This is a genomic window from Cellulosimicrobium cellulans, assembly GCF_006539945.1.
GTDB lineage: Bacteria > Actinomycetota > Actinomycetes > Actinomycetales > Cellulomonadaceae > Cellulosimicrobium > Cellulosimicrobium cellulans.
Genome location: NZ_BJNZ01000018.1, coordinates 76,797 through 98,173, shown reverse-complemented (window position 1 = coordinate 98,173; position 21,377 = coordinate 76,797). Strand labels below are relative to the sequence as shown.

Genomic DNA, 21,377 nt, shown 5'->3' with positions numbered 1-21,377 from the left:
CCCGGCCCCCGACACCCGGGTGCGGCTGACGACCGAGGTCGTGCTCGGCGTCGGGCCGCAGCGGGAACGCGCCGCCGCGGAGCTGCGCGAGGCCGCCCTGCTCGGCGCGTTCACCGCACGGGCGACCTCGACCCCCTGGTACGGCGCCGCCCTCACCACGCCGCAGGAGGCGCACGACGCGCTCGTGCGCGTCGAGCGGCTGCGCACGCACACGCTCCCGCAGCTGCGTGCCCAGGTCGAGCAGGTCGCGCAGCGCACCGGGCTCACGCCCGCGACGACGCTGCGCCAGTGGGGCGACCAGCTCACGATGCTCGGGGGGATGCGCGGGACGCTCGACGTGTTCCAGCCGCTCATCTTCGAGCGCACCGCCCAGGACATGGTCGAGGCGACCGCGACCAAGCAGTGGCGGGAGCAGCGCGGCGTCGAGATGGGCTGGTTCGTCCGGCGGCGGCTGCGCCGCCAGGCACGCGACATGGTCCGCCCGGGAGTCCGCGTGCCCGACCTGCACGCCGCGCTCGTCGAGGTGCAGGCGCAGCGCGCGGTCTGGCAGGAGCAGTGCCCGCGCGGCGGCTGGCCCGTGCTGCCCGAGGGGCTGTCCGCGATCGAGGACACGCACGAGGCCGTGCGCATCGACGTGGAGGAGCTCGCGCCCGCGCTCGACGGCACCCCCGGTGGCAACGACCTCCTCGACGCCCCGCTCGACGCGCTCGCGACGCGGCTGGACGCGCTCGCCGAGGACGCCGAGTCGCTCGACTCCCTGCCCGCGCGGACCGCGATCCTGCGCCGGCTCACCGACCTCGGCCTCGGCGAGCTCCTCGCCGACCTCGCGGCGCGCCGCGTCGAGCCCGACTTCGTGGGACCCGAGCTCGAGCTCGCGTGGTGGAGCTCGGTGTTCGAGCAGGTGCTCGCCCAGGACCAGGCGCTGGCCGGGCAGGACGGCGCCGGCCTCGACGCGCTCGCGCGCCGGTTCCGCGACCTCGACCGCACGCACGTCGCGTCCCTCGCGGCACCCGTCCGCGCGGCGGTCCGCGACCACCTGGGGACCGCGATGCGCGAGCACCGCGACGAGGCAGAGGACCTGTTCACCGAGCTCCTCGAGGGTCGGCTCGTGAGCCTGCGGGAGACGGCCGAGAAGCACCCCGCCGTGCTGCGGCGCCTGCGCCCTGTGCTCGTCGCCACGCCGACCCTCGTGCCGCACCTCGTCCCCGCCACGCGCACCGTCGACCTCGTGGTCCTCGACGCGATCGAGCACGCGCCCGTCGAGCTCGTGCTCTCCGCGCTCGCCCGCGGACGGCAGGTCGTCGCGGTGGGCGACCCGCGCGCCGCGTCGACCGACACCGTGCGGGACCTCGCCGAGCTCCTGCCGTCGGTCGAGCTCCTCGCCGACGGCTCGCGGCGTGACCCCTTCGTCACGACCTTCCTCGCCGAGCACGGCTACGACGGCGTCCTGCGCCCCGCGCCTCTGCCGCGCGCCGAGGTCCTCGTCCAGCTCGACGTCGTCGACGGCGCCGGCATGCCCGACCCGACGTCCGGTGCGGTCGAGAGCACCCAGGCCGAGGTCGACCGGGTCGTCGAGGTCGCGATCGAGCACGCGCTCACGCGACCCGACGAGTCCCTCGCGATCGTCACCGTCACGCCCCTGCACGCCGACCGCATCCGCGACGCCCTCCTCGTCGAGGTGCGACAGAACCCCGCGCTCGCCGGCTTCTTCTCCGGATCCCGGTCCGAGCCCGTCGTCGTCGCCGACGTGTCCGGCGTCGCCGGGCTCGTGCGCGACACCATCGTCCTCTCCGTCGGGTTCGGCCGGACGCCGCACGGCCGCGTGCTGCACCGGTTCGGCGTCCTCAACACGCCCGGGGCCGAGGCGATGCTGCTCGACTCCGTCGGCGCCACCCGCCGCCGCCTCCACGTCGTGTCGTGCTTCACCGCGGGCGACCTCGACCCCGAGCGCCTGCGCGGGGCCGGGGCCAGGCTGCTCGCCGAGGTCCTCGACCTGGCCGAGCAGCGCAGCGGCGCCGCCGACCAGGTGACCCTCGGCAACGGCGTCGACCTCGGCGGCAGCCCCGACCGCCTCGTGCTCGACCTCGCCGAGCGCCTCTGGCGGGCCGGCCTCGTCGTCGAGACCGACTACGGCATCGGCGACGGCGACCGCATCCCGCTCGTCGTCGGCCACCCCGACCTCCCCGGCGAGCTCCTCGTCGCCGTCCTCACCGACGACGCCGCGTACGTCGCCGAGCGCAGCGTGCGCGTCCGGGACCGGCAGGTCGCCGAGCGCCTCGAGCGCATCGGGTGGACCGTCGCGCAGGTGTGGTCCGCCGCCGCGTTCCTCGACCCCGCCAAGGAGGCCGAGCGCATCCGGCGGGTCGTGCAGGCGGTGCGCGACGAGCGGCTCCCGGAGACCGGGGGCGTCGCGCAGACCGGCGGGGGAGACAGGATCGTCGTCGTGCCGGTGATCGACGACGACGAGCAGCACGGCGACGACGAGCTCTGACGGCACCGGCGGCCTGACCGGATCGGCGGCATCTGGTCGCCCTGGGTGCGGGGTCGGAGGAGCGACTGCCCGCGTGGTCGGGCTGGGTGCGGGGTGGGAGGCGGCGCCGGGTCGCTCCTGCGGTGCGACGATGGACGGGTGAGCACCACGTCCGACCCGAGTCCTGACCGCCTGCGCGACGTGCCCGACGGCGCGGGGCGGCGTCGGGGGCCGCGGCGGGCCGTGCGGCGGGGGACGGAGAGCGAGGTCGTGTCCGGGGTGAGCGCCGACGAGCGGTCCGAGGGCTGGGGCGACGAGGCGGCGCCGGGACGTGGGGAGCGCGGCGAGAACGACGACCGGCTGCTCGGGGACGTCCCGCCGCACTACGGGCGGCACTGACCGCGTGACGCTGACGTCGGGGCACCGACGGCACGGACACGGGCAAGTCCCGCGGCCGGTCCGTCGTGGCGGTCGTCGGCGCCACGCTGCTCGCTGACGTGCCGAACCCAGGGTCGTTCCCCATCCACCGCGGTGGGTCGAGGAGCGACCCCGGGTTCGTCCGAGGGGTGCTGCGCCGCGTGACCTCGGGAGGCGGTCGGGCGGCTCGTGCTCAGAGGCCGCGTGGCGGCGTCGGGCCGCCGGGAGCCCCACCCGGGCCGTTGCCCGCCTGGGCGGCGAGGAGGTCGCGGATCTCCTGGAGGACGCGCACGTCTTCCGCCGGCGCCTCGGGCTCGGGCTCGACGTCCTTCTTGCGCATCGACGCGAGGTGGTTCATCGGCAGCACGATGAAGAAGTACAGGGCGACTGCCACGCACAGGAACTTGAAGAGGGCGTCGAGGATGAGGCCCAGGCTGAAGACGGCGTCGTTGATCTCGAACGTCCCCACGCCGGTGAGGTCGGGCTTGCCGAAGATCGCGGCGATCAACGGGTTGATGAGACCGTCCACCACCGCGGTGATGATGGCGGAGAAGGCCGTTCCGATGACGACGCCGACCGCCAGGTCGATCGCGTTGCCTCGGAGCACGAACTCCTTGAATCCTTGGAACACGCCCTTCATGTGCTGCTTCCCTCTCAGGTCGGTGGTCCGCGTGGCGGCGGTGCCACGTCCGGTGCACGCGCGATCCTTCCAACGCGCGTGCCGACGGGCAACGGCCTGGCCCGGCGGGTCGGGCACCGGCGCCGGGTTCGCCCGTCAGAGCGCGCTCCGGTCGCCCGTCAGGGCACGAGGACGGCCGTGACGCCCGCCTGCCCGCTCACGGCGGCGAGCCGGACGGCCTCCTCGGGGCGCACGGCGACGAGCGTCACGACGTCCGCGCTCGACCCGCCCGTCCCGAGCAGCCCACCCCCGCCCTCGGGTTCGGGTGCCGGCACGACGACGGCCGCGCGAGCGAGGTAGGGATCGGCGGCCGTCGGGTCCTGGCCGTCGGTCGGCACGTCCGCGAGCGCCGTCGTGAACACCTGGTCACCCGCGGCGAGGAGGTCGACGCGGTCTCCTGGGCCGAGCAGGGCCGCGACGCCGGGGTCGAGCCGGACGGGCGCGACGACCGTACCCGCGGGAGCCGCGGCGGCGAGCTCGCCGCCGGTGACGAGCGCGTCCTGGAGCAGCGTGCCCGCGGCCAGGGCGACGGTCGCGCGGCGCCCGACGACGTCCTCGGGCCCTGCCGCGGACCCCGCCGGGACGAGCTCCGCGGACACGTGGTCCACGCGGAGGTCCGCCGCCGTCAGCAGGGCGCCGGCCGGCACCTCACGGGTGGTGACGACGGCAGGTGCGGTCGGGGGAGGGGGAGGGCGGAGCGCCCCGACTGTCACGGAGGCGGCGGCGCCGCAGCACAGCGCGGCCACGACGAAGCGGGACCGCCACCAGATCCCGCGCAGCAGCCGCCGCCGCGCGGGGGAGCGGTCGGGTCGCGGGTGGGGATCCGGCAGGCGGGGCGAGCGCAGCATGGGCGCGACCGTAGCCGCGCGCCGGGCGGCGGCAGTCGCGGACCGGTGCGGACCTGTGGACGGGGATGCGGCGTCGGCGCCGGACGTGCCGTCCGGAACGGGGCTGTGGTCGACCGCCGACGGCCGGGCCGCCGCGGACCACGCCCCGGGCGTCAGGTCAGGAGGCGGTCGAGCTTCCCGACGAGGACGAGGTGCTGCTCGAGCCGCCGGACGCGCTGCCGGCGCTGGTCGCCGCGGAGGAGGCGGCCGGTTTCGAGGCGGCGGTCGTCGTCGAGGACTTCCCGCCCGAGCGCGAGTCCGTGCGGTAGAAACCCGAGCCCTTGAACGTCACACCGACCGAGGAGAACACCTTGCGCAGGCGGCCCGAGCACTCGGGGCACACCGTCAGGGCGTCGTCGCTGAACGACTGGTGGATGTCGAAGGCGTGACCGCAGGCGGTGCACGTGTACGCGTAGGTGGGCACGGGTTCTCCTCGTTCACGAGACGGCCGTCGAGCGGCCACCGGCGGGGTCGGGATCGGGTCGGTCTCGGCCGGGTCGTCGGTGTCAACACCGCCTGGCACTCGAAACTTCCGAGTGCCAATCATACGCGGACCGGTGCTCGTCCCGGGCCGGGTAGTCTCGCATCCGTGTCTGTGCACGAACCCGCCGAGGCCCCCGCCGGTGACTCCGTCCCCGGTGCCGACCCCGCGACGCCGGCCGAGGCGCCGGCTCCGCCCCGGCGCCGGCGTTCGGCACGACGGCGCGTCCTGATCGGCGTCGCCGTGCTCCTGGTCCTCGCGATCGTCGCCGGTGCCGCCTTCGTCGTCGTCACCGTGCGCCGGCCGCTGCCACAGACATCCGGCGAGATCGAGCTCCCGGGGCTCGAGGGTCAGGTCACGGTCCTGCGCGACGCCCAGGGCGTGCCGCAGATCTACGCGGACACGCCCGCCGACCTCTTCCGCGCGCAGGGCTACGTCCAGGCGCAGGACCGCTTCTTCGAGATGGACTACCGCCGGCACGTCACCGCGGGCCGGCTCGCCGAGCTCGTGGGCGACAATCCCGACGCGATCGCCGCCGACACTGTGACGCGGACGTTCGGCTGGCGGCAGGTCGCCGAGGAGGAGTGGGACGTCGTCTCGCCCGAGACGAAGTCGTACCTCCAGGCGTACGCCGAGGGCGTCAACGCGTACCTCGAGAACCGCAGCCCGTCCGAGATCGCGATCGAGTACACCGTGCTCGGCCTCCAGGTCGACGTCGCCGAGCCCGAGCCCTGGGACCCCGTCGACTCGCTCGCCTGGCTCAAGGCGATGGCGTGGGACCTCCGCGGCAACTACGACGACGAGCTGGAGCGCGCGCTGTCGTACGGCACCCTCCAGGATGCGGGCCGCGTCGCCGCGCTGTTCCCCGCCTACCCGTCCGACGTCAACGCGCCGATCCTCGACCCCGGCGAGCTCGACAACCCCCAGCAGGTCGCGCTCGAGCTCGGCCCCGAGGCTCGTGCCGCGTACGGCACGGATCATCTCCAGGGCGCGCTCGAGGCCGCCGACCGCGCGCTCGACGCCGTCCCCGTGCTCATCGGGCGCGGCGAGGGCACCGGCTCCAACTCGTGGGTCGTCTCCGGCGACCACACCGCCAGCGGCAAGCCGATCCTCGCCAACGACCCGCACCTGAGCCTCGGCGCCCCCGGGATCTGGGCGCAGGTCGGGCTGCACTGCAACGAGGTCGGGCCGCAGTGCGCGTTCGACGTCGCGGGCTTCTCGTTCGCCGGGTTCCCCGGCGTCATCATCGGCCACAACGCGCAGCTCGCGTGGGGCCTGACGAACATGGGCGCCGACGTCACCGACTTCTTCGTCGAGCGCGTGCGGGACGACACCTACCTGCGCGGCGACGAGTGGGTGCCGCTCGAGACCCGGACCGAGACGCTGAGCGTCGCCGGGGGCGAGGACGTCGAGCTCGAGATCCGCTCGACCGTGCACGGGCCGATCGTCTCCGAGGCGATCCCCGCGACCGAGTCCGCCGTCGACACCCCCGCCCTCGACACGCGCCTGGGCGAGTACGCCGTCTCCCTCCAGTGGACCGCGCTCGAGCCGGGCCGCACCGCCGACGCGGTCTTCGCGTTCAACCTCGCCCAGGACGCCGACGACATGCAGGCCGCCGCGGCGCTCTTCGAGGTGCCCGCCCAGAACATCGTCTTCGCGACGGGGGACGGCCAGATCGGCTACCAGGCGCCGGGCAGGATCCCCGTCCGTCAGGCGGTGCCCGACGCCGAGGTGCCCTCCGACGGCACGTGGCCCCGCGACGGCTCCGACGAGCGCTACGACTGGCAGGGGTACGTCCCGAGCGAGCAGATGCCCCGCGTCGTCGACCCGGCCGAGGGGTTCGTCGTCGCCGCCAACCAGGCGGTCCTGCCTTCCGGCGTCGCGCCGTTCCTCACCACCGACTGGGACTACGGCTACCGCTCGCAGCGCATCCGCCAGCTCCTCGAGGCCGAGATCGCCGCCGGACGACCCGTCGACGTCGACACGATGAACGAGATCCAGACCGACGACCGCAGCCCCTACGCCGAGGTGCTCGTGCCGCTCCTGCTCGACCAGGAGATCGACGACAGCTTCGAGGCCGAGGGCCAGGCGCTCCTCGCGGACTGGGACTACCGGACCGACACCGACTCCGCCGCGGCCGCCTACTTCGCCGCGGTCTGGCGCAACCTGCTCCAGCTCACCTTCTGGGACGACCTGCCCGAGTCGGCGCGGCCGAACGGCGGGAGCCGCTGGCTCGCCGTCGTGCAGAACCTCCTCGAGAACCCGACCGACCCGTTCTGGGACGACCGCCAGACCGTCAGCGTGGTCGAGACGCGCGACGAGGTCCTCACCCAGGCCCTCGTCTCCGCGCGTCTCGACCTGACCGTCGAGCAGAGCAAGCAGCCCTCCGACTGGGCCTGGGGCACGCTGCACGTGCTCGCGCTCGAGCACCCGGTCCTCGGCGGCGAGTCCATCCCCGGTCCCGTCCGCAACTGGGTCAACCCCGACCCCGTCCGCATGCCCGGCGGCTCGTCGATCGTCAACGCGACGGCCTGGGACGCGGCCTCCGGCTCCTTCGACGTGACGGCGGGCCCGTCGATGCGGATGGTCGTCGACCTCGACGACCTCGACGGCTCCACCTGGGTCACCGTCACGGGCACCTCCGGTCACCCGGCGTCCGCGCACTACTCCGACCAGCTCAAGACCTGGGCCCGCGGCGAGACCTACGACTGGCCGTTCTCCACCCAGGCCGTCGCCGAGGCCAGCAAGGACGAGCTCACGCTCGTCCCGTAGCCCCGGCCGGTTCGGCACCACGCGCGGGGAAGATCCGCAGCCGGGGATGCTACGGGAGCCAGCGCCACCCGAGGGGGGTCGCGACGGCGTCGACGGTCTTGTCGTGGGGTTGGACCGGCAGCGGGCGGTCGGACGCGTCGTAGACCTCCTCGGGGAAGACGACGGCGACGACCTTGGTGCCGGGGCGCAGGTGCTCGAGGGCGCGGTCGTACCAGCCGCCGCCCTGGCCGAGCCGGACGCCGTGCGAGTCGACGGCGAGGGCGGGGGCGACGACGACGTCGGCCTGGGCGATGGCCTCGGCGCCCAGCGGTGGGGTGCCGGGTTCGGGCGGTCGGCCGGGGGCGCGGACCTGGAGGTCGGCCGGGCCGTCGTACTCGGCCCAGTCGCGCTGGAGGCCGGCGCCGAGCACGGGGAGCAGGACGCGCACGCCGCGTGCGGCGAGACGTTCGAGCATCTCCGTGGTGCCAGGTTCGGTGGGGCGGGCGGCGTAGGTCGCGACGCACGTGGCGGTAGCGACCTCGGGGATGGTCTCGACGACGTCGGCGATCGCGGCGGCCGCTTCCTTGCGGAGCCGCTCGGACCGCGCCTGGCGGTTGGTGCGGATGGCCTTGCGGAGGATCTCCTTCGCGTCCTCGGCTTCGATGCTTCCGTGCAGGGGGTACGGCTGGACCGGGCCACTCATGTCCCTATTGTCACCCGGCCGGCAGTTCCGTGCGGACGCCGCGCGGGTGACCTTCGGCCCTGGTGGGCCGGATCGGGTTCCTTCGACGGGTATCGGGTGCCTATGATCAGAGGGAGCCAGTAGTTCGGACTCCTGACAAATGGGTCGTGGTCCGACGGAGGTCGACCAGTGAGGACGCCATGACCGCGACGACGCCCGTGAAGCCCAGCGCGACGACCCCGCGACCGCGGGGGAGCGCCCACTCCCGGACCGCGAGGGCCGCCGTCGTTCTGGCGGCGGGGCACGACGCCGCGTCGCGCGAGCTCCTGTCCCGGCCCCTGGGCAGCGCGACCGTCGTCGAGCTCGCCGTGGCGAACGTGCGGCGCGTGGTCGATCCGAGCCGCATCGTCGTCGTGGTGGCGCCGGACGACCCGACGGTGCGCGACCTGCTCGGCGAGGACGTCGTCTACGTGGAGCAGGAGGCGCCGCTCGGCACGGGCGACGCGGTCCTCGCGGCGCGCGGGGCCGTCGCCTCCGTGCTGGGGCTCGGGGTCGAGGAGCCGGTGCTGGTCGCGTACGCGGACACGCCCTTGCTGCGCTCGGAGTCGCTCCTGGGCCTGCTCACGCGCCACACGCTCACGGGTGCGGACCTGTCGCTCCTCTCCGCCGTCGTGGACGACCCGGACGGCTACGGCCGCGTGGTGCGCGCCGAGGGCGAGATCGCGGCGATCCTCGAGTCGTCCGAGGCGGGCGGCGTCGCCGGGCCGCGCACGGAGATCAACGTCGGTGCCTACGTCGCGGCACCGGGCCTGCTGTTCGGCGAGCTCGAGCGCATGGCGTCCGACGGCGAGCACCGCCTCACGGAGCTGGCGCGCCGCGTCATCGGCGCGGGGAAGCGCATCTCGTCGTACCGGATCGTCGACGTCGACGAGGTGCGCGGCATCAACACGCCGGACGAGCTCGCGCAGGCGGCGGACATCGTCCTCAAGCGCCTGTTCGTCCCGACGAAGAACACGGACACCAAGATCGTCTTCGGGACGGGCGGCTGGCGCGCGGTCATCGGCGAGGGGTACACGCTCGCGAACGTGCGCCGGCTGTGCCAGGCGATCGCGAACGAGACGATCCGCCGGGGACTGGACGCGAAGGGCGTCGTGATCGGCGGCGACCGCCGCTTCCTCTCGCGCGAGTCGGCCATCGCGGCCGCCGAGGTGTTCGCGGGCAACAACATCGCGGTCACGCTCCTGCCCGACGACGTCCCGACCCCGCTCGTGACGTTCGCCGCGCCCTACCTCGGCGCGGCGTACGGCGTCATCGTCACGTCGAGCCACAACCCGCCCGAGTGGAACGGCATGAAGGTGTTCCGCCAGGACGGCTCGCTCCCGCTCGACGACGAGACGGACCGCTACCAGGACGAGGCCAACGCCCTGTCGGTCGACGACGTCATCACGCTCGACATCGACGTGGCGCGCCGCGCCGGCGTCGTGGTCGACCGGTCGCTCACCGACCCGTACGTCGACGCGATCGAGAAGATCATCGACGTGGACGCCGTGCGCGGCTCGGACCTCCAGGTGATCGTCGACCCGATGTACGGCACGAGCCAGCTCACGCTCGGCACGATCCTGTCCGACATGCGCGTGCGCTCGGAGTTCATCCACGCGACGCACAACCCTCTGTTCGGCGGGGTCGCGCCCGCGCCGGACCTCCAGCGCCTGAGCACGCTCGTGACGATGATCCAGCAGGGCGGGGGCCGCTACGACCTCGGCATGGCGACCGACGGCGACTCCGACCGCATCGGCATCGTCGACGAGACCGGCGAGTACATCTCGACGAACGACCTGCTCCTCCTCCTGTACTGGTACCTGCACGAGGTCCGCGGCGAGAAGGGCGGCGTGGTGCGCAACCTCGCGACGACGCACCTGCTCGACCGGCTCGCGGCGCACTTCGGCGAGGAGTCCCGCGAGGTCAAGGTCGGGTTCAAGCACGTGACGGCCGGCATGGAGGAGATCGGCGCGGTGCTCGGCGGCGAGTCGTCCGGCGGGCTGACGATCCGCGGCTGGATCCTCGGCAAGGACGGCATCTTCGCGTGCGCCCTGGTGGCCGAGATGCTGGCCCGCACGGGCAAGCGGATCTCCGAGCTGCGCGCGATGATCTACGAGATCACGGGGCGCCTCTACACGCTCGAGGCGGGAGTGCCGGCGACGCCGGAGATGCGCGTCGAGGTGCCGCGGCGCCTCGAGGCGGAGCCGCTCACGCACGTCGGGCCGTACCCGGTCGTCTCGGTCTCCCACCTCGACGGCACCAAGATCCTCCTCGAGAACGACAACTGGGCGCTCCTGCGGTTCTCCGGCACCGAGCCCGTCCTGCGCATGTTCGTCGAGGCGGACTCGCCCGCGAAGGCCGCCGAGCTCCTCGAGTGGCTCCAAGGGTTCGTCACCGCCGGCGTCTGACGGCACCGGACCTTCCCCCGCCCCCCAGCCCCACCCCCACGACAGGAACCAGAGCAACGATGCGCTACGGCCACTTCGACACCGCGCACGACGAGTACGTCGTCGAGCGCCCCGACGTCCCCGTCTCGTGGACGAACTACCTCGGCAGCAAGAACCTGTGCACCGTGCTGTCGCACACCGGCGGGGGGTACTCGTACTACAAGAGCTCGCAGTACGGCCGGATCACGCGCTTCCGGCAGAACGGTGTCCCGGTCGACCGGCCGGGTCACTACGTGTACCTGCGCGACGACGCGGACGGTGACTTCTGGTCGGTGTCCTGGCAGCCGGTCGGCAAGCCGTTCGTCGGCCCCGGCGAGGAGCTCGACCCCGCGGGTGGGGCGGGCCGCTGGACGACCCGGCACGGTCTCGGCTACTCGACGTTCCGTGCCGAGTACAAGGGTGTCGACGCCGAGCAGACGGTCTTCATCCCCGTGGACGACGACGTCGAGGTCTGGGACGTGCGGCTGACGAACACGACGGACGAGGTGCGCGAGCTCACCGTCGGGTCGTACGTGGAGTTCAGCTTCCACACGATCACGATCGACAACCAGAACCTTCAGATGTCGCTCTACGCGTCCGGCTCCTCCTACGAGGACGGCATCATCGAGTACGACTTCTACTACGAGCCGTGGACGTACCACTTCTTCGCGTCGAGCGAGACGCCGTCGTCGTACGACTCGCTGCGCGACAACTTCATCGGCCCGTACCGCTCCGAGGCGAACCCGATCGCGATCGAGCGCGGGCACGGCTCGAACGAGTCCGCGACGACGCAGAACCACTGCGGTGCGCTCCAGCACAAGATCACGCTCGCGCCGGGCGAGACCAGGCGCCTCGTCTACATGCTCGGCTACGGCTCGCGCGACGCGGCCGGTCGCGCGATCCAGGCGAAGTACTCGGACGTCGCGACGGTCGACGCCGAGCGCGCACGGCTCCGCGCGTTCTGGCGCGCCAAGCAGGACAGGCTGCGGATCCGCACGCCCCACGAGGGCATGAACACGATGATCAACGCGTGGACCCTCCTCCAGGCGGAGACGTGCGTGCAGTGGTCGCGCTTCGCGTCGTTCGTCGAGGTGGGCGGCCGCGCGGGCCTCGGGTACCGCGACACCGCGCAGGACGTCATGAGCGTCATCCACTCGAACCCGACGAAGACGCGCCAGCGCATCGTCGAGCTCCTGCGCGCGCAGACGGAGGCCGGGTACGGCCTGCACCTGTTCGACCCCAAGGCGTTCGACCCCGACGCCGAGAAGCTGCCCGACGTCCCGTCGCCGACGATCGTGCCCACGGTCGACCCGAAGGACCTCATCCACGGGCTCGAGGACACGTGCTCGGACGACCACCTGTGGCTCGTGCCGTCGGTCGTCGAGTACGTCAAGGAGACGGGGGACCGCTCGTTCCTCGACCTGGAGATCCCGTTCGCCGAGGGCACGCCCGCCACGGTCTACGACCACCTGGTCAGGGCGCTCGAGTTCTCCGCGGAGCAGGTGGGCCAGAACGGCGTCGCGCTCGGTCTGCGCGCCGACTGGAACGACTGCCTCAACCTCGGCGGTGGCGAGACGTCGCTCGTGACCTTCCTGCACGCGTGGGCGATCGGCGCGTTCCTCGAGATCGCGGAGCCGCTCGCCGCGGCGGGCGACGAGCGGGCCGAGGCGGACGTCGCGCGGTTCACGGCCGAGCGCGAGCGCATCGCGAAGGTCGCGGACGCCCAGCTCTGGGACGGCCGCTGGTGGATCCGCGGCTACACGCGCGACGGCGTGAAGATCGGCTCGGCCGAGAACGAGGAGGGCAAGATCTTCCTCGAGCACCAGGCCTGGCCCGTCATCGCGGGCATCACGAGCCAGGAGCGCGGCGAGGCGTCGATGGACGCGGTGCGCGAGCTGCTCGGCTCCGAGTACGGCAACCACCTCAACTGGCCGGCGTTCACGAAGGTCGACGACACGGTCGGGTTCGTCACGCGCGTGTACCCGGGCATCAAGGAGAACGCCGCGATCTTCTCCCACCCGAACGCGTGGCCGATCATCGCCGAGGCGATGCTGGGCCGCGGCGACGAGGCGGTGCAGTTCTACGACGCGATCCTGCCGTACCACCAGAACGACAACATCGAGGTCCGCGGGGCGGAGCCCTACGCGTACGTCCAGTTCCTCTACGGCCGCGACCACGAGTGGTTCGGCAAGGCGCAGAACCCGTGGCTCACGGGCACGGCCGGCTGGATGTACACCGCCGTGACCAAGTACGTGCTCGGCGTCCGCCTCGCGCTCGACGGCCTGGTCGTCGACCCGTCGATCCCGAAGGACTGGGACGGGTTCGAGGTGCGTCGCGAGTGGCGCGGCGCCGTCTACGACATCGAGGTGCGCAACCCGGACCATGTCTCGAAGGGCGTGCGCTCGGTGACGGTCGACGGCGTCGAGCACGACCCGACGACCCCGATCCCCGCGCTCCCGGAGGGCACCGAGGCGACGGTCGTCGTCACCCTGGGCTGACCCGCCCGGGCCGACGACCGCGGGCCCGGTGCGCCCGGCCGGGCACCGCGCGTCGACCACGGCACGACCCGACGGTCCGTGCGCCACCACAGTGGCGCGCGGGCCGTCGGTGGTGTCACCCTGTGCACCGAGGACCGGGCGCCCGCCCGTGCCCGCCGACAGCTCCCCGAGGACGGTCACCGCCGGATGACGCACAAGATCACGCGCGGCTGGACCGTCACCAAGCCGTGGCCCGTGACCCTGCGGGACGACACGCTGGGCGGGTCGATCGTGCTGCGCCCGCTGCGCCGTCGGGACGCGAACGCGTGGATGCGCCTGCGTGCGCACAACGCGGACTGGCTGGAGCGCTGGGAGGGCACGTCGCCGCGACCGGGCAGCGGGGGAGGTCCGCCGACCTTCGCGGAGTACGTCCGCGTCCTGTCCGCCCAGGCGCGGGCCGGGTCGTCGCTGCCGTTCGCCGTCGAGCTGGACGACGAGCTCGTCGGCCAGCTCACGGTCTCCTCGATCACGTACGGGTCGCTGTGCGGCGCGAGCATCGGCTACTGGGTGAGCGAGCACGTCGCGGGCCGGGGTGTCATCCCGACGTCCGTCGCGATGGCGACGGACTACTGCTTCGCGGTCCTCGGCCTGCACCGGATCGAGATCAACATCCGCCCGGAGAACGGCCCGAGCCTGCGCGTCGTGGAGAAGCTGGGCCTGCGCGACGAGGGCGTGCGCGAGCGGTTCCTGCACATCCAGGGGGCGTGGCGCGACCACCGGACGTTCGCGATCACGAGCGAGGAGGTCCCCGACGGGCTCCTCGCGCGCTGGCAGACGACGCGCCGCGAGACCATCTGAGCCGACCGACACGCCGGAGCGCGTGCGGAGCGTGGCCGCGCGCCTCGCCTACGGTCGTGATGTGGAATCGGCCTCGGGGATCGTCGCGCTCGCGGTGTTCCTGCTGTGGGTCGGGTTCTACGTCCCGCACCGGGTGCGTCACCGGCAGCAGCTGCTGGAGGCGCGCACGGACGACCGCTTCTCCGGCTCCTTGCGCGTCCTGGCCGTCGCCGGCCCGGGTGGCGCAGGGACGGACCGGTGGGACGCGCGGCTCGACGGCGTCACGGCCGTCGCCGCGATCGCCTCCGGCCCCGCCGGCGGCGGTCGCCCCCTGCTCGGGGGAGCGGGTTCGCAGGGCCGGTCCGAGGACCGGACGCACGAGGAGGAGGGAACGCACGCCATGGGGAGCACCGACAGCGCGTCACCCTCGCGCGGCGCACCGCCGCGCCGTCAGCCGGCGTCCGAGCAGTCCCGCCTCGCTCTCCTCGAACGGCGCGCCGCCGCGGCGCGCCGTCGTCTCGCGCTCACGGTCGTGCTGCTGCTCGCGAGCGTCGCGGTGTGGGTCGTCGTCGCGCTCGGGTACCTCCCGTGGTGGGCCGGCGTGGTCCCGACGGCGGTCCTCGGCCTCGTGCTCGTGCTGGGCCGTCGTGCGGTGCTCGCCGCGCAGCGGTCCGACGCCGCGTGGCTGGCCGAGCGGCGTGCCGCCGCCCGCGCCGCGCGCGGGACCGTCCTGGGAGCGCCGCCCGCACCTCGGGGCGCCCGACCGCGCGTCACCGGCCGTGCCGTGCACGGGTCGCAGGTGAGCACGCAGATGATCCCGCGCGTCACGCCCCAGGACCTCGCACGGGCGAACGCCACCGCGGAGGCGCTCTCCGGGGCGTCCGGCGCTCCCGCCTCCTCAGCGCGCGAGCGCACGACCGCGTCGCGGACGACGACGGCCGAGGACCCCGGCTCCGAGGAGCCCGCCTCTGCCCGTGGTGCTGCGGGCGCGACCGCCGTGGTCGTCACGGAGGTGTCGGTCGAGGCGACGGAGGTCGTCGAGGTCGAGGTCGTCGACGAGGAGCACGTGCCCTCGGGGCGCGCCTGGGACCCGGTGCCCGTGCCGCCGCCGACGTACACGATGAAGCCCACGGCCCCGCGCCGCGAGCCCGCCCCGCTCACGGACGACGTCGTCGCGCCCGCCCGGGCGGCCGCCGCGCCCGCTCCGGTCGAGGTCGTCGTGGACGTACCGTCCGGCGCTCCCGAGCCTGCCGCGGGCGACGAGCGCAAGCCGTCGACCGAGACGCTGGGCCTCGATCTCAACGAGATCCTCGCTCGTCGTCGGGCGGCGGGGCAGTAGCCCTGACGGGCCGGAGGACGGGGAGCCGGTTTGCGGGACCCCGCCCCCGGGGTGCTAGTCTGTACCTCGCTCAAGGGGCTATGGCGCAGTTGGTAGCGCGTCTCGTTCGCAATGAGAAGGTCGGGGGTTCGAATCCCCCTAGCTCCACCGGGTGAAGGCCGTTGGTCAGGATGCGAGTCCTGGTCAACGGCCTTCGTCGTTCCCCGAGATCCTCGACCGAGAGGGTCAGGACGACCGTGATCCCACGACGCGGACGGCGGCGCCGCAACCACGCGGTCGTGCGCGAGACACCCGTCTCCGCTGCCGCGACGTGCGCGACCGGGCGACCGCCGGAGTCGCCGACCGGCCTCCACGAGACCCGTCAGCTGCGCAGGCGGAACCCCTGGCCCTCGCAGCGCTCGACCGCGCGAGCGACGACCTCCGCCACCTCGGGGCGAGGCACGGATCGCCAGGGGGATGCGAAGACCAGGCGCACGGTCGCCGACGTCGTCCCGTCGCTCGTCCGGGAGAAGATGTCGACGAGCTCGACACGGGTGACGAGGGGGTCCACCTGCGAGAGCATCGAGGTGAGACGGTGCACGTCTGTTCCTCCGGACAGAACGAAAGTCAGGTCGCGGACGGCGACGGGGAACCGAGGCGTCGAGGGGACCTTGACATGACGACGCGGGAGACCGGCGACGCGACCCAGATCGAGGTCCACGACCGTCACGGCGTGGTCGTCCTTGCCGCTCTCGCTGACCGTGCCCCGGCGGACCCTGCCGCAGTCGACCTCGCCGACGACGATCCGCCACCCGTTCGCGAACCCGCTCGGCGTCCCGGCCTCGGGCGCGAGGACGACGGGGTGGGCGCGCCCGAGGGCGGCGACGACGGACCTGACGAGCTCCGAGGGGTCGAGCCGGCGTGGAGACGTCCCCGGCGTCAGCTCGACCGTGCTCAGGAACCTGCGCTCCTCGACGGCCCCGGGTCCGCCCGTCACGACCGTGCCCACCTCGAAGACACGAACGCCCTGGTCTGCGTGGCCCGCCGCGACGACGCCCAGCGCCACCCGGATCAGCCCCTCGGCGAGCTCCTGGCGCAGCGGTGACGCCGTCCCGTCTGCGATCCGCACGACGTCGTCCTCGTCCGACGCCGGACCGGCGGGACCGCTGGGTCGGAGGAGCGGGGTGACGACCTCACGGAACCCCGAGTCCCGGACGGCGTCGGCGGCCCGGGACTCGCGACGCATCGGTGACGCACCCCCCTCGCGGAACGCAGCCGGGAGCGTCGGCGTGATGGCGCCGAGCCCGGCGAGCCGGACGATCTCCGCGGCGAGCGCGGGCTCGTCGTGAAGATCGGCGCGATCGTCGGGGACCATGACCGCGACCGTCCCGTCGCGGTCGGCGCGGACCTGGGCTCCGATGCGTGCCAGCAGGCCGCGGACGTCGGGCTCGGCGAGGAAGAGCCCTGTGCGGCGGGCCAGGAGCCCGAGGTCGAGGTCGAGGTGCCGCAGGACCCGAGCGGGGCCCGACCCCCTCGACACGCTCACGGGCCTGACGCCGAGAAGCCGCGCGGCCCGGTGGAGCGCGTCGAGACAACGCTCCTCGTCGTGCACCGACGACGCGACGATCAGCACGCCGCTGGCCGTGGCCGGGTCCACCGGGGTCGTGAGACCGTCGAGGACGAGACCGGGGTGGCGCGCTGTACCGTCGCTCTCGCCCGAGCGGGGTTCGGGCACGGCGGGACGCATCGTGAGGTCGGGCACCGTGAGGTCGTGAGGATGTGTCGAGAGGTAGACGCCCTGCTCGAAGGCGACGACCTCGAGGAGGCGTTGCTGGACCGAAGCCCCGCCGAGACCTGCGAGCGCGCGCCATCGCGCGACGTGGTCGTCCATGCCGAGGTTCTCCGGCGGCCGTTCGCAGACCATGGCCACGGCCGCCATCCCGGGCGCCCTCACCCGCAGTCTGCCCGACTCGCCGAGCCGCGCGGCAGGGACGGGCCGGACGACCTCGACGTCGAGCCGCGCAGCGAGCTCGGCCGCGAGCCCCCGGACGCTGTGCATCCCCGGGAGATGCTGGGGTGCCCGGACCGTGAGGACCTCGTCGCCTGCGAGAGGATCGAGCAGAGGTGCGACCTGCTGGCCGGGACGTGCGTGCTCCGGCAGCCGGACGACGTCGTGGCTCGGCAACCCGAGATCGGGCCCGAGGCAGACGCGACCCGTCGGGGTGCCCGGCCCACGACCCTGCGGGACACGCGCCGTCCCTGCTGGACCGTTCGACGTCCGGCTCGACGCGTGCCGAAAGAGCAACGCGCCTGGGAGCGCGACCGCGACCTTGGCCCCGACGACCGGGAGGATACCGAGGTGCGGGTCGAGGCTGACGATCTCTCGCGTGGGGACCAGCACCTCGACGGTGCCTGCGCTGGGGACCCCCGTCACCTCGCCGACCACGACGCGGGGGTGGAGCGCGCCGACGGCGTCGACCGAGGTCACGACGGCACCGGCCTCGCCGAGAAGCTCGTCGACCGTGGCGCGCGAGAGAGGCTCGCGGTGGAGCGCGTTCAGCCAGGACAGGGGTACGCGCACGACGTGCCTAGGCCAGCGCCGCGAGCGCGTGCGGGTCGGGGCTGAGGAAGGGGCGGATGTCGGCGAGACCGTGGCGAATCGCGAGCAGGCGCTCCAGGGACACCGCGACCGACGTGGCGGTCGACCCGTCGGGGACTCCGGCGGCGCGAGCGACCGCTGCGGTGAAGACACCGCCGGACACCAGCTCGACGAAGCCACGCCCACCGCACAGCGTGCACCCGTCGCAGCCCGACGGCGCACACGGCACGTCCACGCAGAACCCGGGGGAGACATAGGGCAGCGCTCGGGAGCGGAGCCGCGCACCGTGGTCGTCGCCCAACATCTCGTCGAGGAGCGCGAGCGACGTGCCGATCGCGTCGGGCAGTCCGACCTCGGGCCCGACCGCTGCGGCCTCCATCTGGTGGAACTGCGTCACGAACCGCGGACCAGGCGTGGTCCGCCGATAGCAGGGCCCTCCGACCAGGATGCGCCGACGTGCCGCACCGGGCTCGCGGCGCAGGACCCGGAGGACCGAGGAGGTCGTGTGGGTCCGCAGCAGCCGACCGTCCGCGGCGTAGTACGTGTGCGCGGGGCTCCGCGTGGGATGGTCGGCGGGAACACCGAGAAGATCGAACGTGTGGAGGGCGTCCTCGATCTCCGGCGTCTGATGTGCACGGAACCCCAGAGTCGTGAAGAACGCGTCGACCTCGTCGGCGGCGACGGTCACCGGGTGTCGAGAGGGGCCGGCGACGATGTCGGCGTCGGGAGCACGGCGCAAGCCGTCTGCGGGCCGGGTTGGCGGGTCGCTCGGCACGCAGGCGACCGTATCATTCGGCCCACGACAACGACGGGACGAACGTGCCGGCGACTCGGACGGAGTGGGACGCGGATGACGGCGGCGAACATCGAGTGGCCCGAGCTCGTCGGCGTGGAGGGGCCCGTGGCCATGGCGCACTCCTTCGACCTCGGTGACGTCGCCGACCTGTGGCCGGGAGAGCTCGACGTCGTGGCGAACGCGGTTCCGGCGCGGCGTGCCGAGTTCGCGGCGGGGCGCGCATGTGCCCGTTCGGCACTGAGGCGGATCGGTGCGGAACCCGTCTCCATCGTCCCCGTCGGCACAGGCCCGTACTGGGCGCGCCGTGCACCGCGCTGGCCGGACGAGGTCGTCGGCAGCCTGACCCACACGACCGGGTACGCCGCGGCCGTCGCCGGACGGAAGCCTGACGTCGTGTCGTTGGGGCTCGACGCGGAGCGCAACGAGCCGCTTCCGGACGGGATCCTCGAGCACGTCTCGCTGTCGGTCGAGCGGACCCGGGTGGCCGGCCTCTCGCCGGGCGCGGGTGTCGCGTGGGACAGGCTCCTCTTCAGCGCCAAGGAGGCGGTCTTCAAGGCATGGTTCTTCGTGGAGCGGAGCTGGCTCGGCTTCGAGGAGTGTCAGATCGACCTTCGGGAGGAGGGAACGTTCAGCGCATGGTTGCCCGAACGGTTCCTGACGACGCCGGCCGGGCGGCTCTCGCACCTTGACGGAAGGTGGTTCCGGGTCGAGCGCGACACGACGGACGTCCTGGTGACGCTCGTGGTCGTGCGTGGTCGAGGAGCGCCGACGCGGGCTCGCCAGGGCTAGGAGCCGGGGTCCGGCGGCCCGGCCCGGAGGTCGTCTGCCGGTCCGGCCGCAGCGTCGGTCATGTCGGCCCCGCCCCCGTGGACGATCCGGAGCGGGCCCTCGTCAGGTGTCGGCGTCTCGAAGCCGTCGATGTACGCGATCGCTCGCTCGCGCGGCACGCTGATGTCGTCCGGGCCGGAGTTCTCGCGCTGGGCCAACCTGCTCAGGAGGGTCGACCGCCGCGTGTCCAGGTAGTAGACGACCGGCACGACGCCGCAGGGAGCGAGGAGCCGTCTGAACTCGTCGCGCGAGGCCCGGGACCAGAACGAGGAGTCGACGACGACGTGCTGTCCCTGCTCCACTCTCGCGACGAGCTTTTCCCGGAGCGCTCGATTGACGGCGGAGCGTGCGTCGTCGTCGATCGGGTGGGTCCGGTGCCCGAGGGCCCATGCCTCGCCGTCGAACGAGAGCACGACGTAGCCCTGGGCCTCGAGACCGCGCGCGTAGGTCGACTTCCCCGATCCGGCCGGACCGCACATGAGGATGACCTGGTCCATGCGCCTACCCTATGCGGCGCTCCGAGCCCGACGACGGAGCGCTCCGGGCGCTGTCGGTGCAGGTGCTCGGATCGGGGGACGACGGGGCTGACCAGCCGATAGGGTCGGCGAGGCTGGTCCGTGCGCAGTCGCAGGGCACAGCGTCTTCAGGCAGGTGGGACCACGAGGGGGCTCGACGTCGATGGACTTTCGCATGTTCGTGGAACCGCAGCAGGGCGCGACGTACCGCGACCAGCTGGAGTGTGCGCGCGCCGCCGACGAGCTGGGGTACGACGGGTTCTTCCGCTCGGACCACTACATGGCGGTGGGCGGTGTCGACGGCCAGCCGGGCCCGACCGACTCGTGGGTCACGCTCGCCGGGCTCGCGGTCGAGACACGCCGCGTGCGGCTGGGGACGCTCGTCTCGGCGGCGACGTTGCGTGCACCCGGCGTGCTCGCGCTCCAGGTCGCGCAGGTCGACGACATGTCCGACGGCCGCGTGGAGCTCGGGCTCGGCGCCGGGTGGTACGCCGAGGAGCACGCGGCCCACGGGATCCCCTTCCCCGGGCGTCGCTTCGACCGCCTGGACGAGCAGCTGCAGATCATCACGGGGATGTGGCGAACACCCGCAGGGCAGACGTTCGACTTCGAGGGCGAGCACTTCACGCTCGCGGGCTGCCCGGCGCTGCCGAAGCCTCGTCAACGGCGCCTGCCGTTGATCGTGGGAGGGCGCGGTCCCGTCCGGACCCCGATGCTGGCAGCGCGCTATGCGGACGAGTTCAACATCGGCTTCGTGCGGCCCGCCGTCGCCGCGGCTCAGTACGAACGCGTACGGCGCGCGTGCGAGGAGATCGGCCGCGACGCGTCGTCGCTGGTGTACTCCGCGGCCCTCGTGGTGTGCTGCGGCGAGTCGGACCGTGAGGTGCTCGCCCGCGCCCGCACCATGGAGCGGGGGATCGCCGAGCTCCGGGCCACCGGGCTCACCGGCTCCCCGGACGAGGTGGTCGAGAGGATCGACGAATACCAGCGTGCGGGCGTGCAGCGGCTCTATCTTCAGTTCCTCGACCTGAAAGACCTCGATCACATGGAGCTGCTCGCGCTACGGGTCATTCCACAGGTCGCCACCGACACCGCCGTCGATGGCGATCGACCTCATTCTCCGCGCGCGTGAGAGTAGGCCATCCAGCCTGAGAGCGCTCGTCGAAGCGCGTGGC

General features: G+C 73.3%; 16 protein-coding genes and 1 tRNA gene. 10 read left to right on the top strand and 7 right to left on the bottom strand.

Annotation, left to right across the window (positions count from 1 at the left end; all coding sequences use genetic code 11):
• On the top strand, positions 1-2,491 hold a 2,491-nt coding region (locus CCE02nite_RS13845; RefSeq protein ID WP_503826123.1), incomplete at its 5' end, for a PDDEXK-like endonuclease domain-containing protein.
• A 138-nt stretch (positions 2,492-2,629) separates the two neighbouring features.
• Positions 2,630-2,869 carry a hypothetical protein gene (locus tag CCE02nite_RS13840; RefSeq protein WP_141390205.1) on the top strand — a complete coding sequence of 80 codons (240 nt, stop codon included), beginning with the start codon at positions 2,630-2,632 and terminating at the stop codon, positions 2,867-2,869.
• A gap of 211 nt (positions 2,870-3,080) precedes the next feature.
• Here CCE02nite_RS13840 and mscL read toward each other — a convergent pair whose 3' ends face one another.
• The 3 genes from mscL to CCE02nite_RS21300 all read right to left on the bottom strand — a co-directional run bounded on the left by mscL (position 3,081) and on the right by CCE02nite_RS21300 (position 4,877).
• Positions 3,081-3,527, bottom strand: a complete 447-nt coding sequence (mscL, locus tag CCE02nite_RS13835) for a large conductance mechanosensitive channel protein MscL (protein WP_141390204.1) — start codon at positions 3,525-3,527, stop codon at positions 3,081-3,083.
• A gap of 158 nt (positions 3,528-3,685) precedes the next feature.
• A complete protein-coding gene (locus tag CCE02nite_RS13830) occupies positions 3,686-4,414 on the bottom strand; it encodes an SAF domain-containing protein (RefSeq protein WP_141390203.1) in 729 nt (242 codons plus the stop codon).
• A 157-nt stretch (positions 4,415-4,571) separates the two neighbouring features.
• A complete protein-coding gene (locus CCE02nite_RS21300) occupies positions 4,572-4,877 on the bottom strand; it encodes an FmdB family zinc ribbon protein (protein ID WP_141390202.1) in 306 nt (101 codons plus the stop codon).
• A gap of 285 nt (positions 4,878-5,162) precedes the next feature.
• On the opposite strand from CCE02nite_RS21300, the gene CCE02nite_RS13820 reads away from it, so the two are divergent.
• On the top strand, positions 5,163-7,706 hold the full coding sequence (locus CCE02nite_RS13820; protein WP_255318866.1) for a penicillin acylase family protein: 2,544 nt from the start codon (positions 5,163-5,165) through the stop codon (positions 7,704-7,706).
• Between the two features lie 49 nt (positions 7,707-7,755).
• Here the strand turns inward: CCE02nite_RS13820 and CCE02nite_RS13815 are convergent, their stop codons facing one another.
• On the bottom strand, positions 7,756-8,388 hold the full coding sequence (locus tag CCE02nite_RS13815) for a 5-formyltetrahydrofolate cyclo-ligase (protein WP_141390200.1): 633 nt from the start codon (positions 8,386-8,388) through the stop codon (positions 7,756-7,758).
• Positions 8,389-8,567: 179 nt separating this feature from the next.
• Here CCE02nite_RS13815 and CCE02nite_RS13810 point away from each other — a divergent pair, with 179 nt between their 5' ends.
• From CCE02nite_RS13810 to CCE02nite_RS13790, 5 genes are all read left to right on the top strand, one after another.
• A complete protein-coding gene (locus CCE02nite_RS13810; RefSeq protein ID WP_141390199.1) occupies positions 8,568-10,814 on the top strand; it encodes an NTP transferase domain-containing protein in 2,247 nt (748 codons plus the stop codon).
• Positions 10,815-10,873: 59 nt separating this feature from the next.
• Complete coding sequence (locus CCE02nite_RS13805) at positions 10,874-13,330, top strand: glycoside hydrolase family 94 protein (RefSeq protein ID WP_141390198.1); 2,457 nt, start codon at positions 10,874-10,876, stop codon at positions 13,328-13,330.
• Positions 13,331-13,516: 186 nt separating this feature from the next.
• Complete coding sequence (locus CCE02nite_RS13800; RefSeq protein ID WP_141390197.1) at positions 13,517-14,167, top strand: GNAT family N-acetyltransferase; 651 nt, start codon at positions 13,517-13,519, stop codon at positions 14,165-14,167.
• Positions 14,168-14,228: 61 nt separating this feature from the next.
• Positions 14,229-15,485, top strand: a complete 1,257-nt coding sequence (locus tag CCE02nite_RS13795; RefSeq protein ID WP_141390196.1) for a hypothetical protein — start codon at positions 14,229-14,231, stop codon at positions 15,483-15,485.
• Between the two features lie 74 nt (positions 15,486-15,559).
• Positions 15,560-15,632 (top strand) — tRNA-Ala (locus tag CCE02nite_RS13790).
• A 214-nt stretch (positions 15,633-15,846) separates the two neighbouring features.
• Here CCE02nite_RS13790 and CCE02nite_RS13785 read toward each other — a convergent pair.
• Together CCE02nite_RS13785 and CCE02nite_RS20515 are read right to left on the bottom strand one after the other, a co-directional pair.
• A complete protein-coding gene (locus CCE02nite_RS13785; RefSeq protein ID WP_141390195.1) occupies positions 15,847-18,045 on the bottom strand; it encodes a phenylalanine--tRNA ligase subunit beta-related protein in 2,199 nt (732 codons plus the stop codon).
• Positions 18,046-18,052: 7 nt separating this feature from the next.
• Positions 18,053-18,838 (bottom strand): tRNA ligase subunit PheS family protein, encoded by a 786-nt coding sequence (locus tag CCE02nite_RS20515; protein ID WP_255318865.1) that lies wholly within the window; start codon positions 18,836-18,838, stop codon positions 18,053-18,055.
• 75 nt (positions 18,839-18,913) lie between these two features.
• On the opposite strand from CCE02nite_RS20515, the gene CCE02nite_RS20510 reads away from it, so the two are divergent.
• A complete protein-coding gene (locus tag CCE02nite_RS20510) occupies positions 18,914-19,648 on the top strand; it encodes a 4'-phosphopantetheinyl transferase family protein (RefSeq protein ID WP_170227318.1) in 735 nt (244 codons plus the stop codon).
• Here CCE02nite_RS20510 and CCE02nite_RS13775 read toward each other — a convergent pair.
• Complete coding sequence (locus CCE02nite_RS13775; protein WP_218027117.1) at positions 19,645-20,184, bottom strand: ATP-binding protein; 540 nt, start codon at positions 20,182-20,184, stop codon at positions 19,645-19,647. The genes CCE02nite_RS20510 and CCE02nite_RS13775 overlap by 4 nt on opposite strands.
• A 193-nt stretch (positions 20,185-20,377) precedes the next feature.
• Here CCE02nite_RS13775 and CCE02nite_RS13770 point away from each other — a divergent pair, with 193 nt between their 5' ends.
• Positions 20,378-21,334, top strand: coding sequence for an LLM class F420-dependent oxidoreductase (locus tag CCE02nite_RS13770; protein ID WP_308463698.1), 957 nt, complete (start codon positions 20,378-20,380; stop codon positions 21,332-21,334).
• Positions 21,335-21,377 lie beyond the last annotated feature (43 nt).

Bases quoted from the DNA above. Each gene is read 5' to 3' on its own strand.
- mscL (WP_141390204.1), bottom strand. From the start codon at position 3,527: ATGAAGGGCGTGTTCCAAGGATTCAAGGAGTTCGTGCTCCGAGGCAAC.
- CCE02nite_RS13830 (WP_141390203.1), bottom strand. From the start codon at position 4,414: ATGCTGCGCTCGCCCCGCCTGCCGGATCCCCACCCGCGACCCGACCGC.
- CCE02nite_RS13815 (WP_141390200.1), bottom strand. From the start codon at position 8,388: ATGAGTGGCCCGGTCCAGCCGTACCCCCTGCACGGAAGCATCGAAGCC.
- CCE02nite_RS13810 (WP_141390199.1), top strand. From the start codon at position 8,568: ATGACCGCGACGACGCCCGTGAAGCCCAGCGCGACGACCCCGCGACCG.
- CCE02nite_RS13805 (WP_141390198.1), top strand. From the start codon at position 10,874: ATGCGCTACGGCCACTTCGACACCGCGCACGACGAGTACGTCGTCGAG.
- CCE02nite_RS13800 (WP_141390197.1), top strand. From the start codon at position 13,517: ATGACGCACAAGATCACGCGCGGCTGGACCGTCACCAAGCCGTGGCCC.
- CCE02nite_RS20510 (WP_170227318.1), top strand. From the start codon at position 18,914: ATGACGGCGGCGAACATCGAGTGGCCCGAGCTCGTCGGCGTGGAGGGG.
- CCE02nite_RS13775 (WP_218027117.1), bottom strand. From the start codon at position 20,184: ATGGACCAGGTCATCCTCATGTGCGGTCCGGCCGGATCGGGGAAGTCG.
- CCE02nite_RS13770 (WP_308463698.1), top strand. From the start codon at position 20,378: ATGTTCGTGGAACCGCAGCAGGGCGCGACGTACCGCGACCAGCTGGAG.